At 63.7% G+C, this 13,141-nt stretch carries 11 protein-coding genes and 1 riboswitch; of the genes, 7 read left to right on the top strand and 4 right to left on the bottom strand.

The window, feature by feature from the left end; genetic code table 11:
* Positions 1–41: 41 nt before the first annotated feature.
* Positions 42–524, bottom strand: a complete 483-nt coding sequence (locus O1A05_RS10060) for an RDD family protein (protein WP_270105082.1) — start codon at positions 522–524, stop codon at positions 42–44.
* A 115-nt stretch (positions 525–639) separates the two neighbouring features.
* Here O1A05_RS10060 and glnA point away from each other — a divergent pair, with 115 nt between their 5' ends.
* Positions 640–2,064, top strand: coding sequence for a type I glutamate--ammonia ligase (glnA, locus tag O1A05_RS10055; RefSeq protein WP_270105081.1), 1,425 nt, complete (start codon positions 640–642; stop codon positions 2,062–2,064).
* Between the two features lie 43 nt (positions 2,065–2,107).
* Here glnA and O1A05_RS10050 read toward each other — a convergent pair whose 3' ends face one another.
* The gene (locus O1A05_RS10050; protein WP_270105080.1) at positions 2,108–2,815 is read right to left on the bottom strand and encodes a hypothetical protein; all 708 of its coding nucleotides are present in this window, start codon (positions 2,813–2,815) and stop codon (positions 2,108–2,110) included.
* A gap of 176 nt (positions 2,816–2,991) precedes the next feature.
* Positions 2,992–3,129, top strand: a riboswitch (FMN riboswitch).
* A 53-nt stretch (positions 3,130–3,182) separates the two neighbouring features.
* On the opposite strand from O1A05_RS10050, the gene ribD reads away from it, so the two are divergent.
* From ribD to O1A05_RS10025, 5 genes are all read left to right on the top strand, one after another.
* Positions 3,183–4,340 (top strand): bifunctional diaminohydroxyphosphoribosylaminopyrimidine deaminase/5-amino-6-(5-phosphoribosylamino)uracil reductase RibD, encoded by a 1,158-nt coding sequence (ribD, locus tag O1A05_RS10045; RefSeq protein ID WP_270105079.1) that lies wholly within the window; start codon positions 3,183–3,185, stop codon positions 4,338–4,340.
* The gene (locus O1A05_RS10040; RefSeq protein WP_270105078.1) at positions 4,321–4,950 is read left to right on the top strand and encodes a riboflavin synthase; all 630 of its coding nucleotides are present in this window, start codon (positions 4,321–4,323) and stop codon (positions 4,948–4,950) included. Before ribD ends, O1A05_RS10040 begins: the two co-directional genes overlap by 20 nt.
* Complete coding sequence (gene ribB / locus O1A05_RS10035; protein WP_442867626.1) at positions 4,947–6,263, top strand: 3,4-dihydroxy-2-butanone-4-phosphate synthase; 1,317 nt, start codon at positions 4,947–4,949, stop codon at positions 6,261–6,263. Before O1A05_RS10040 ends, ribB begins: the two co-directional genes overlap by 4 nt.
* On the top strand, positions 6,256–6,732 hold the full coding sequence (ribH, locus tag O1A05_RS10030) for a 6,7-dimethyl-8-ribityllumazine synthase (RefSeq protein WP_270105077.1): 477 nt from the start codon (positions 6,256–6,258) through the stop codon (positions 6,730–6,732). The genes ribB and ribH overlap by 8 nt, the downstream gene beginning before the upstream one ends.
* Positions 6,733–6,819: 87 nt before the next feature.
* Complete coding sequence (locus O1A05_RS10025; RefSeq protein ID WP_270107552.1) at positions 6,820–7,791, top strand: LLM class flavin-dependent oxidoreductase; 972 nt, start codon at positions 6,820–6,822, stop codon at positions 7,789–7,791.
* Here O1A05_RS10025 and O1A05_RS10020 read toward each other — a convergent pair.
* Together O1A05_RS10020 and O1A05_RS10015 are read right to left on the bottom strand one after the other, a co-directional pair.
* Positions 7,779–10,886, bottom strand: a complete 3,108-nt coding sequence (locus O1A05_RS10020) for a bifunctional [glutamine synthetase] adenylyltransferase/[glutamine synthetase]-adenylyl-L-tyrosine phosphorylase (protein ID WP_270105076.1) — start codon at positions 10,884–10,886, stop codon at positions 7,779–7,781. The genes O1A05_RS10025 and O1A05_RS10020 overlap by 13 nt on opposite strands.
* A 2-nt stretch (positions 10,887–10,888) precedes the next feature.
* Positions 10,889–12,229, bottom strand: coding sequence for a glutamine synthetase family protein (locus O1A05_RS10015; RefSeq protein WP_270107551.1), 1,341 nt, complete (start codon positions 12,227–12,229; stop codon positions 10,889–10,891).
* A 96-nt stretch (positions 12,230–12,325) separates the two neighbouring features.
* Here O1A05_RS10015 and panB point away from each other — a divergent pair, with 96 nt between their 5' ends.
* The gene (gene panB / locus O1A05_RS10010; RefSeq protein ID WP_270105075.1) at positions 12,326–13,138 is read left to right on the top strand and encodes a 3-methyl-2-oxobutanoate hydroxymethyltransferase; all 813 of its coding nucleotides are present in this window, start codon (positions 12,326–12,328) and stop codon (positions 13,136–13,138) included.
* Positions 13,139–13,141: the final 3 nt, after the last annotated feature.

The following is a 13,141-nucleotide window of genomic DNA, read 5'->3' as shown; positions in this document are numbered from 1 at the left end:
GTTCCATTTCCGTTACTAGTTACGGCTTTGTCGCTCCGGACTTACATCACAATCTCGACCGACTTGGCCAGACGATCATGAAGTCCGCGACCGTCGGAATCGATGATGATCAGTGGGACGATCACCATCCACAATGCGGTACGGATCAAAGAGGTCGACAAGGTGGCGTTGGCGCCACCCACTTTGACAATCTGAATGCGAGCGATGCGCTTGCCAATAGTCGTGCCCAACAGGCCGATCATGAGAATGTGCATGCCGGCAAAAACGAGCAAAGGAGCGATTTCGCTTCCGTTGAAGAACAGTGCGCCAATGCCGACGGCGATCACCCAGTCGATGATCAGGGCCAGAAAACGTCGCCCGTACCCCGCCATGGCAGCAGGCCCTTCAGGAGGTAACCCCAACTCTTGACCTGGGTAGCTACCGGCCGCGTGATGTGGAGGACCTTCAATCCACGAGCCTAAATCCTTCCGGCTGATCATCGATTCCGGTTGGTTCTTCGGCTTCTCGCCACGCTTTCGTCCCACACATGTGAGTGTACCGCCGCTAATGATTCGTTACATGTCGGAAACATTCGTGACACGATTAATTCACCGTCGCCGATAGTCTTTAGTCAAGAGTTCACCACGACAGGAGTACCTCATGTTCTCTTCTCCCGAAGAAGTCCTCGAGTTCATCAAGTCCGAGGAGATCGAATTCATCGACGTTCGCTTCACGGACCTCCCAGGCCTGCAGCACCACTTCAACCTGCCGGCCAAGTCCATTGACGACGACTTCTTCACCGAAGGGCAGCTCTTCGACGGTTCCTCCATCCGAGGTTTCCAGGGCATCGCCGAGTCCGACATGCAGCTGATTCCGGATATCGCCACCGCGTTCGTGGACCCCTTCCGTGTCCGCAAAACCCTGACGATGAACTTCTCCATCGTCAACCCCCGTACCGGCGAGCCCTACCACCGCGATCCCCGGGGTGTGGCCCAGCGTGCCGAGGAATACCTCGCTTCCACCGGTATCGCCGACACGGCAAACTTCGCACCCGAAGCCGAGTTCTTCATCTTCGATGAGGTACGCTACTCCTCCTCGCCGGAGCACAGCTTCTACCGGATTGATGCCGAAGAGGCTAACTGGAACACCGGCCGCAAAGAAGAGGGCGGAAACCTCGGCCACAAGATGTCGATCAAGGGCGGGTACTTCCCAGTCTCACCGATGGACAAGCAAGCCGACATCCGCGACGAGATTTGTGCGGTTCTCGATGAGGTCGGCCTTGAAGTCGAGCGCTCGCACCACGAAGTGGGTGCTCCCGGGCAGGCCGAGATCAACTACCGGTTCAACACGCTCACCCACGCAGCTGATGACCTGCTGAAGTTCAAATACGTCGTGAAGAACACCGCGGATGCCTTTGGCAAGTCGGCGACCTTCATGCCCAAGCCGGTCTTCGGAGACAACGGTTCTGGCATGCACTGCCACCAGTCGCTGTGGCAGGGTGGCCAGCCCCTCTTCTTCGATGAGAAGGGCTACGCCAACCTTTCCGACACTGCCCGCTGGTACATCGGCGGATTGCTCAAGCACGCCTCGGCGGTGTTAGCCTTCACCAATCCGACGGTGAACTCCTACCGTCGACTGGTCAAGGGCTTCGAGGCACCGATCAACATGGTGTACTCGCAGGGCAACCGCTCGGCCGCGATTCGCATCCCAATCACCGGTTCCAACCCCAAGGCCAAGCGCCTGGAGTTCCGCGCCCCGGACCCGTCATCGAACCCGTACCTGGCCTTCGCCGCCCAGCTGATGGCTGGCCTGGACGGTATTCGTAACCGCATCGAGCCAGCAGATCCGATCGACAAGGACCTCTACGAGCTGCCCCCGGAAGAGGCCGCTGACATCCAGAAGGCACCCGGTTCACTGGATGAGGCCCTGGACGCTCTGGAGGCAGACTACGAGTTCCTGCTCGCTGGCGATGTTTTCACCGAGGACCTGATCCAGACCTGGATCGAGTACAAGCGGGAGAACGAAATCATTCCTCTGGCAGCTCGCCCGAACCCTTTGGAATTCGAGCTCTACTACGGAGTCTGATTGTCTCCCCACAGCTGAGTTTCAATGGTGCCCGTCGAGTGATCTACTCGGCGGGCACCGCTGTTTGGTCCCAGTACCCTTTCATCGCGTCCATCACTTGGCAGTGCAACCGGTAGCTCGACCAGCCTCGATCCATCAACCAGCACCGGTCATCGCCGTCGCTGACCAGTTCATTTCGAAAGAAAGTGTCGCCTTCCAGGTCCGAATCGGTGCGCAGTTCGGCTAAAAGGGCCTCAAAACGCTGACGTGCTTCAGCATCATCGGCCACGACACCGCGTAAGACGGTGTGCAAACCATGCACCAGGCTCTGTTCGTCGACACAGCGCTCCATGACCAGCTGACAGAAGCCGTCCATGTCCATGTCACCGTGGTCAAACCCAAAAGCTGAGTCGGCCTCATAGACCACCTGGTTCAGTGGGCGACAAGCCTCCGCTCCGAATTCTTTCTGCAACACAAACTGATTCAAAGTCAGGCATTCCACCGCTTCTACCGGGTTGAACTCGCGCACCGTCTCACAGACGAAGCACTCACTAAGTTGGCTGTCTTCATCCACCAAGCACAGTTCGTCGTGCGTCAAGACGATGTCCAACAGACAATCCATGGCGCGGTTCAAAGTGCGCAGGTGATCCCACCGATGCATCAGGAACATCAACGCGACCGTGGTCCTGCTCATAACATGTCGGCAATCGGCAGCGATTCCGTCACCGTCTCCGAGTGGACTCTGATCTGGATTCAAGTCGAACGACACCATGGGCTTCTTTCTCTCGTCGGATGGGTGGTTCCATGCCATCAGCGTGGGTGCACGTTGGGAGTCGGCCGGCCCAGAGAATGGGGACAGGGGCCGGCATCCCGGCCCCTGTGGAGGACACGAAGCCGCGAATGTGTCGTGGCGTTGCTCGCCTGAGACGACAACCGAGTACAGTAGGAACCGTGTTCCGGGGTCGGTGTGATTCCGAACCGGCGGTGAGAGTCCGCGACCCCCGTGCCACGGGGCTGAACCGGTGAAATTCCGGTACCGACGGTAATGTGCTGGTACAGCGCTAGTCCGGATGAGAGGAACGCGGGGCGGTAGCGTACCGTCCCGTACCCGGCGCACCCGTCTGCAAGGAGGGCGCCGGATGACTCGTCTCAGTGATATCGACGACGCCATGGAGCGTGCCCTTACGCTGGCCCGCCGCTCCCCAGCGCTGGGACCGGACAACCAGAACCCACCCGTGGGATGTGTGCTCATCGATGCCGACGGCCGCATTGTCGCCGAAGGCTGGCACCGCGGCGCCGGTACTCCTCACGCAGAAGTCGAGGCTCTGACTCACCTGCAGCGACGTCACTCACCGGGGCTGGACCCCGCGGAACTCACCGCCGTCGTCACCCTGGAGCCCTGCAATCATATCGGCCGAACCGGACCCTGTTCGCAAGCACTGCTTGACGCCGGCATCGGCGCCGTAGCCTATGGCGCTGCGGATCCTGGGCCCGAGTCGTCCGGAGGCGCACAGCGGTTGCTCTGCAACGGCGTCACCGTCATCCCACGAATTCAAGAACAGCGTTGCCTCGGCTTGATCCGCGACTGGCTGATCCAGCTCGAGGAGCGCCCGGCTGCCGCGGTAATCGTGAAATGGGCGCAGTCGCTCGACGGCCGGGTGGCTGCGGAAGACGGCAGTAGCCAATGGATCACGTCCCCCGAGGCGCGCACTGATGTACATCACCAGCGGTCATGGGCAGATTTCATCGTGGTCGGCACCGGGACGTTGCTCAGTGACGACCCCAGCCTCACCGCACGCGACACCGACGGAGGGTTACTGGTGCCACCGGTGCATCAACCCGTTCCCGTGGTCATCGGGCACCGCCCCATCCCGGCTGAGGCTGCCGTGCTGCGTCACCCTGCGCTGGCTGCCCACGGGCTGGACGCGCCGCTGCAACTCACCGGCGACGACCTGGCTGCAGATCTGGCGAACCTGGTTGAACGCGGCGGACCCGGAACCCGTATCTTCGTCGAAGGCGGACCTCGGCTGGCCAATGCCATCCTGCGAGCCGGGCTGGCCACCGACGTGCTCGTCTACACCGCGCCTGTGTTGCTCGGCGGCCCCTACACCGCCGTCGATTCGCTCGGCGTGACCACCGTGGGAGGCGCCGTGAAGTTACGTCCCCTCACCGAGCGCTGGCTCGGCCCAGATCATGTGCTGCACGCCGTGCTGCCCACCACTTCAGCAGGCTCCCCCGCTGACGACGACAATCACACCCGCACCAAAGGAGAAAACCGTGTTCACAGGACTCGTTGAGGAGACCGGGAGGATCATCGGGCTGGAACGCCTCCCCGATGATGCCCTGCGCATCACCATTGACGCCCCGCTCGTCACCTCGGACGCCGACCACGGTGCCTCTATTTGTGTTTCCGGCGTCTGCCTCACCATTGTGCACCGGGAAGGCACCGCCTTCTCCGCCGATGTGATGGGTCAAACCCTGGCGGTTTCGGCGCTGGCCGACCGGGAGGTGGGCGACGCGGTGAATTTGGAACGAGCCGTGGCCGGAACCACCCGGCTGGGCGGGCACGTGGTGCAAGGGCACGTGGACGGTACCGCGGTGGTCTCCGTCATCACTCCGGGCGAAGTCTGGCACACGGTGCGTTTCGGTCTTGAGGATGCCGCCCTGGCACCGCTACTGGTAGACAAAGGCTCGATCACGGTGGACGGGGTGTCGCTGACGCTCAGCGCCGTGTCCTCCCCCGAGGAGGCGCAAGCATGGTTCGAGGTCTCGCTCATCCCAGAGACGCTGGCAGCGACGACGCTGGGCGGGCTGGAACCCGGCCGTCGCGTCAACGTGGAGACCGATATTTTGGCCCGGCACGTCGCCCGACTGCTGGCCTTCTCCGGGAAGGACAACCGCGCATGAGCCACGCTGCATTGCCTCTCTCCTCCATCGAGGATGCTCTGGTCGCCGTCGCCGCTGGTCGGCCCGTGATTGTCGCTGACGATGAGGACCGCGAGAACGAAGGCGACGTCATTCTCTCGGCACAGCTGGCCAGCGCCCAATGGATTGCCTGGACCGTCGCCCACTCCTCTGGGTTGCTGTGTGCGCCGATGTCCAACGACATTGCCGATCAGTTGGATCTGCCCATGATGGTGGCCCGCAACGAGGATGTGCGCTCGACTGCGTACACCGTGACCGTCGACGCCGCCCGGGGGGTCACCACCGGCATTTCCGCGCACGACCGGGCGCGCACCGTGCAGGTGCTCGCCGATCCAGAGTCGGGTCCGCGTGATGTAAACCGTCCCGGGCACATCCTCCCGTTGCGTGCGGTCGACGGCGGAGTCCGCGCCCGCGCCGGACACACCGAAGCCGCCGTCGAGCTGATGCGATTGTCAGGGCTCCGCGAGGTTGGTGTCATTGCGGAAATCGTGGCCGAGGACGGTGACATGATGCGGTTGCCTGGGCTGATCAAGCTCGGCGCCGAACACGACATCCCGGTGATCACCATCGAAGCGCTCATCTCCTATCTCAACGCGAACGAGAACATTCACCGGCCAGACGATGAGGCCGGGACCGCGCCCGCCCCGGTGAAACGCCGGGTATCGCTGCATGCCGACACGCTGGTACCCACCCACTACGGCGAACTACGCATGATGGCCTTCCGCGACCGGCGCGCCGGAGTCGAGCACCTGGCGCTGGTGAGCCCCGGCCCCGACGGCGCGCTCCCGGCCGACGGCGCCCTGGTCCGGGTTCATTCGGAGTGCCTCACCGGTGAGGTTTTCGGGTCACTGAAATGCGAGTGCGGCCCCCAACTGGAGACCGCCCTCGCGGAGATTGCCGCCACCGGTGGCGTACTGATCTACATGCGTGGCCACGAAGGACGCGGCATCGGACTAGCCAATAAGCTGCGCGCCTACCAACTACAGGAATCCGGACTAGACACCATCGACGCCAACCTCGAACTGGGTCTGCCCGTCGACAGCCGCGACTACGAGGCGGCCGCAGAAATGCTCCAGCACCTGGGACTGGCTCGCATCCGCCTGCTCACCAACAACCCTGACAAGGTCGATCAACTGCAGCGCCACGGAATCCAGGTGACCGAGCATCTCCCCCTCGTGGTCGGCCGCGGTGAGCACAATGCCGGCTACCTGGATGCCAAGCGCGACCGGTTGCGCCACACCTTGCCTTTCGTTTCTACCACCCCGAACCCCACTGAGGAGACCTTCCATGAGTAAGCACGGCGCCCCTAGCCTTACCGTCGACGCCACCGGACGCCGCGTGGCAATTATCGCCGGTTCCTGGCACCAGCAGGTCATGGCCGGGCTGATCGCGGGGGCCGAGCAGACCCTCGAGGCAGCTCACGCCTCGCACACCCTGATCACGGTGGCCGGTTCCTTCGAGATCCCCTTAGCCGCCCAGGCCGCGCTCGCCCAGGACTACGACGCCGTCGTATGCCTTGGTGTCATCGTGCGTGGTGAGACCCCGCACTTCGACTTTGTCGCTTCCGCCGTCACCGAGGGACTCACCCGGGTGCAGCTCGACGCGGGCAAGCCCGTGGGCTTCGGCATTCTCACCGTCGACGACGACGCCCAGGCACTGGACCGCGCCGGTCTCGAGGGCTCGTCCGAATCGAAAGGTCAGGAGGCCGCCGAAGCGGCACTGCATCTGGACCATGTGGTGGCCGGGCTTCGGGGTGCTCGCTGACGGCGAACAGGGAATATTGCCGGTCGACCCCACGCTGAGATCACTGACGTACAAACGATCTTTGAAAGCCGGTGCCCCGTGACCTCGCTGTCCTTCCCAATCTCGATCCTCGACCTCGCTCTGGTGCGCAGCCAGCAGAGCATTTCCGAGGCCGTGGCCGAATCGGTAGAGCTGGCCCAGCTCGCCGAACAGCAAGGGTTCCACCGCATCTGGTTCGCGGAGCACCACAACATGCCGGGCATCGCGTCGTCGGCCACCTCGGTGTTGCTGGCGCACGTGGCGGCACATACCGACCGTATCCGTCTGGGCTCCGGTGGCGTCATGCTGCCGAACCACTCACCACTGGTCATCGCCGAGCAGTTCGGCACCCTGGCCGAGCTGCACGGGGACCGGATTGACCTGGGCGTGGGCCGGGCACCGGGCACCGACCAGCGCACCCTGCATGCCCTCCGGCGTGATCACTCTTCGGCCGATTCCTTCCCCCAGGATGTTCTGGAGCTGATCGGCTACCTCGACGGCGAATCCCGCATTCCCGGCATCGATGCCTACCCGGGTAAGGGCACTCGGGTTCCGGTGTGGATCTTGGGGTCCTCCCATTTCGGCGCGCAGCTGGCGGCACAACTGGGCCTGGGTTACGCCTTCGCCTCCCACTTTGCCCCGCAGATGCTGGAGTCCGCCGCCCGGATCTACCGAGAGTCCTTCGAGTCCCAGGATGGCTCCGAGCCCTGGTTCATCGCCGCGGTCAACGTGATTGCCGCAGACACCGAAGAGCAAGCACACGCGGCCTTCGAGCAGGCCCAGCGCGACCGAATCCGGATGATGCTCGGCCGCGGCCGTTCCCTGACCGAAGACGAGGTGACCATGCTGATGCACTCCCCCGGCGGCGAGCAGGTACTGAGCATGCTCAAGTACTCCGCCGTGGGCACGCCCGAGACGGTACGCGAGTATCTCAACCAGTTCCGAGAGCGCGTCCAGGCCGACGAGCTGATCATCACCAATATGGCACCCGAGCTCTCCGCTCGGCGCCGCACCCTCGAACTGCTCGGTCAGACCCCGTAAAACCGGCGGTCGAACACGGACCGGGCGCGGCGCGTGGTGCGCAAGTAATCCTCTTCCAACTCTGAGGCGCTGCCCGGTTCGTACCCGCACCAACGGGCGATCGCTTCCAGATCGTCACGGTTGGTGGGCAACACGTCTGAGGTCTTCCCGGTCCACAAAACGCTGGCCGCACGCACCCGAGTGGCCAACCGCCACGCCTCGGCCAGCTGGCTTGATTCCTCCCGGTCCAGGGCTCCAATACTGGTCAACGCCTCTAGTGCTGGCATCGTGCCGGTCTCGTGCAGGCTCTCATAGTCTCCGGCGTGTTGCAGCTGCAGGGTCTGTACCAGCCACTCCACGTCCGAGAGCCCGCCGCGACCGAGCTTGATGTGTCGTGCCGGGTCCGCTCCACGGGGTAACCGTTCGGCTTCCACCCGCGCCTTGATCCGACGGATCTCGCGCAGCTGGGTTCCCCCCACTTCTGTGTCATAGCGCACCGAGTCTGCCCAGGCGGTGAACTCCTGCTGAAAGTCGTCCGGCCCGGCAATCGGGCGCGCCCGCAACAGGGCCTGCACTTCCCAGATCTCGCCCCAGCGGTGATAGTACTCGCGGTAAGAATCCAACGAGCGCACCAGTGGACCCTTCTTGCCCTCCGGACGCAGGTCGGCGTCGATCATCAGGAGCGGCTCAAGCGGAATTGCCGGCGTCAGTGGCGCTTTGAGCAGGGTGGTCAGCCGCTTGGCCATCTCTATGCCCTGCTTCTGAGCATCCTCCGGGGCCCCTGCACCGGTGGCTCGCTGGACGAACATCACGTCCAGGTCGGAACCGTAGGTGATCTCCCGTCCGCCTTGGCGGCCCATAGCCACGATGGCGAGATCAGCTGCGCGGTCCTCACCGGCTTCGCGCACCACGATCTTCAGAGCGGCCACCACAGCGGCCTGGTCGATATCGGCCAGGGCGTGACACACCGTTTTCAGATCGCTCACGCCCGTGGCGTCCGACAGGGCCGTGCGTAGAATCTCGCGACGACGAATCAACCGGACCTGTCGCATCGCGGAATCGGCTTTCGGATGACGCACGACGACAGCGCGCATCTCCTGCAGTTGGTCCTCCAGGCTCCGCGGCACCAGGTGCCGGTCCTGGTCCAGCCACGCCGCGGCGTCCGGGGCGTGTTCCAGCATGTCGGAGAGGAAACGTGACGAGCTCAGCACATGGCACAGTCGCTCCGCGGCCGCCGAGGAATCTCGTAGCATCCGCAAGAACCAGGGCGAGTTCCCCAGCGATTCGCTGAGTCGACGGAACCCCAGCAGCCCTCCGTCGGGGTCCGCGCCGTTGGCCATCCACGCCAGCAACGCCGGCAAGAGTTGACGTTGCAGCGTGGCCCTCCGCGACACCCCGGCCGAAAGCGCCTCGATATGGCGCATCGCCCCTACCGGATCGCGATAACCCAGGGCAGCTAGCCGCTGTTGCACCGCTTCCGGGGTCAGCTGGACCTCGTCGGCGGACAGGCTGGCCACGGAGGACAACAGTGGTCGGTAGAAGATCCGCTGATGCAGCTCCTGGACGCGACGGCGGGTCTGGTGCCAGGAGGCTTGCAGTTGCGCGGCATTCATCACCTGCGTGGCGGGCCGGTCTGCGGGCTCAATGGCCCGGGCGAGCACGCGCAGCGCCTCCTCCTGCTCCGGCATGAGGTGGGTCCGGCGCATGTGCACCAGCTGGATGCGATGTTCCAGTAGCCGCAGATACCGATAGGCCCGAGTCAGATCCTCGGCATCGGCGCGGCCGATGTACACCCCGTCGCGCAGGGCGGTGATGGCGTCTTCGGTGCCATGCACATGCAGGGTTTCATCGGTCTTGCCATGCACCAGCTGCAGCAACTGCACACTGAATTCGACGTCGCGCAACCCTCCGGCGCCGAGTTTAATCTCGCGTTCTTTGTCACGACTGGCGATATTGTCCATCACCCGCCGACGCATGGAGCGTACCTGCTCCACGAAGCCTTCGCGGGAGGAGGCATCCCACACCAGCGGATGGATGCCGTCCAGATACTGTTGAGCGAGCTCGACGTCGCCGGCAATCGGCCGGGCCTTGAGTAGCGCCTGAAACTCCCAGGTGTGAGCCCAGCGTCGGTAGTACTCCAGATGGGATTCCACCGTCCGCGTCAGCGCACCGTCTTTGCCTTCCGGACGAAGGTTGGCGTCCACTTCCCACAGCCCCGGCTCAGCGGCGGGCCGATTGATGTGCACCGAGATTCCCGCCGCCAGTTCCTCGGCGATCCCCTGGTGTTCTTCGGGCTCCTCGTGGACGAAAATGACGTCAACGTCGGAAATGTAGTTCAGCTCGCGGGCGCCGCATTTACCCATGCCGAGCACGCTCAGTCGCACCTGGTCGACGGCGTCTCCGTGCTTCTCCACGGCCTCGGCACGGGCCACCGCCAACGCTGCTTCGACCGCCGCGGCGGCAATATCCGCCAGCCAGCGAGAGACAGCGGGTTGGGCCTCCACCGGATCCGGAGACATCACATCTTGGAGGGTGATCGCCACGATCTGCCGCCGATACGCCACTCGAAGGGCCACAGCGGCATCCTTGCCGGTGAGGGTGGCCCGGGGCGGGTTCTGTGAGTCGGCATCGGCGCCGACCGCTTCCAGCAGTAGTCGCCGCACTTCCGCCGTGGGGTCCCGGTCCTCGGGTTCCAGCTCGAGACCGTACAGTGCCGGGGCCGTCGAAGCCGCCTGCTCCGGCTCGAGGATCAGGTCGAGGTGCTCGGGCCGTCGGATGAGGAACTCTGCGAGAGCTTCCGAAGCGCCCAACAGACGCAGCAGCGTCACTAGTTGCCGTTCGCCCGATGGGGTATCGGTCGACGACGGCGCTACCACCAAGGACTGCAGTTGCGGGGCCCGATCGAGTAGCCGCAAGAGCAGCAACAGTGCTTGATCAGCGTCGGCGACCGAGCGCATGGAGCGCAACAGTAGGGCGCGGTCACTGCCTTCGAGCTCGTGGGAGTCGAGGAACTGCAGGGCGCGTTCGAGGTCGGAAAATCCGGCCGCAATCAGATCGCGTCGGCGCAGCTCAGTCCCTCCGATGGTGGTCGGTCGATCGCTGGCTGGGCCTGGCACGGTCACAGAATCCCGAGATAGCGCTGCAGCTCGTAAGGAGAAACGTTCACCCGGTAGTCATCCCATTCCTGACGCTTATTGCGCAGGAAGTTCTCAAAGACCTGCTCACCGAGCACCTCGGCGACGAATTCGGAGTCTTCCATCACCCGCAGCGCATCGTGCAACGTGCCGGGCAGCGGGTCGTGACCCAGAACTCGGCGTTCGTGCGAGGTCAGTGCCGAAATGTCTTCCGCAGCTGCTTCGGGAAGCTCGTATTCTTCCTCGATCCCCTTCAACCCGGCCGAAATCAGCGCAGCATAAGCCAGGTAAGGGTTCGCCGCGGAGTCGATACCGCGGTACTCCACTCGAGCGGAACCCGCCTTGTCCGGCTTGTAGAGAGGAACGCGCACCAAAGCGGAGCGGTTGTTGTGCCCCCAAGACACATAGGCCGGGGCTTCTCCTCCGCCCCACAGCCGCTTGTAGGAGTTCACGAACTGGTGGGTGATCGCCGAGAGCTCGACCGAATGATGCAACAGCCCGGCAATAAACCTGCGGCCTGTGGTCGAGAGTTTGTACTCTGCGCTGGGCTCGTAGAAGGCGTTGGAGTCGCCCTCGAACAGCGAGAAGTGGGTGTGCATCCCGGATCCGGGGTGGTCGCCGAACGGCTTGGGCATGAAGGTGGCGTAGCTGCCCTGCAGCTGAGCGACTTCCTTCACCACGGTGCGGAAGGTCATGATGTTATCCGCGGTCGTCAGCGCATCGGCGGCGCGCAGGTCGATCTCGTTCTGACCGGGGCCGTTCTCGTGGTGGCTGAATTCCACCGAGATCCCGATGGCTTCCAGCATCGACACGACGTGGCGACGAAAATCTTGGGCCACCCCACCCGGCACGTGATCAAAGTAGCCGGCCTGATCCACCGGCACCGGCAGACCGCTGGTATCCAGGTGATGGGATTTCAGTAGATAGAACTCGATCTCGGGGTGGGTGTAGCAGGTGAACCCCATATCGGCGGCTTTGTCCAGGGCGCGGCGCAGCACATTGCGCGGGTCTGCGGCCGAGGAGGCCCCGTCGGGGGTCTGCACATCACAGAACATGCGCGACGTCGGCTCGTCCTGTCCGCGCCACGGCAGAATCTGGAACGTGGAAGCATCCGGCGCCAGCAGCATGTCTGACTCAAAGATCCGGGTGTACCCATCGATGGAGGAGCCGTCGAATCCCAGCCCCTCTTGAAAGGCGTTCTCGACCTCGGCCGGGGCCAGCGCTACCGATTTCAGTGTTCCCGTCACATCCGTGAACCACAGGCGCACAAAACGCACGTCGCGATCCTCGATGGTGCGTAGGACGAACTCTTGCTGACGATCCATCATGCCTCCGGATTGGGTGCTTTTCAGAGCGATCCGCCTGCGGGGGCGCTCTTGGACTCCACAATAGTCCCCCGCCTCTCCGCTAAGCTAACGGACATGGCCGACTCGACTCCTCGGAAATTCCGCACTGTCCATTTCCAGCAGGCAAAAGACGAAGGGCGCCGCTTCGCGATGCTCACCTGTTACGACGCGATCACCGCTGGCCTCTTCGACCAGTCTGGCATCGAAATGCTGCTCATCGGTGATTCCGTGGGCAACACGGTGTTGGGTCATGCCACCACCCTGCCGGTCACCCTGGACGACATCATCACCTTTTCTCAAGCAGTCGTCCGCGGCACCGAGCGCGCCTTCGTGGTGGCCGATCTGCCCTTTGGTAGCTACGAGGTCTCCCCTGCCCAGGCCGTGGAATCCGGCGTCCGGCTCGTCAAAGAGTCGGGCATCTCGGCGGTCAAGATCGAAGGCGGGACGGAGTACACGGATCACGTGCGCGCCCTGGTTTCCGCCGGTGTTGCCGTCATCGGACACATCGGGTTCACCCCGCAGTCGGAGAACGTGCTGGGCGGCTATCGCATTCAGGGACGCGACGACGACGCCGCGGCCGCCATGGTCGAGGACGCTCTGGCTCTTCAGGAAGCCGGGGCCTTCGCAATCCTGATGGAAATGGTGCCCGCCGTCGTGGCGCGCCGCGTGGACGAGGCACTGCGCGTGCCCACCATCGGCATCGGCGCCGGCTCCGACACTACTGGCCAGGTGCTGGTCTGGCAGGACATGCTGGGGTTGCGCCAGGGCAAGATGGCGCGTTTCGTGAAGCAGTACGCACAGCTACACACCGTCGTCACCGATGCGGTCTCCACCTACCACCGCGAGGTACTCGAGGGCAGCTTCCCTTCCGAAGAGCACGGCTACTAACCG

This window comes from Citricoccus sp. NR2 (genome assembly GCF_027594385.1).
Lineage (GTDB): Bacteria > Actinomycetota > Actinomycetes > Actinomycetales > Micrococcaceae > CmP2.
The sequence above is the reverse complement of the archived record's forward strand: the minus strand, read 5'-3'. Positions and strand labels throughout refer to the sequence as shown.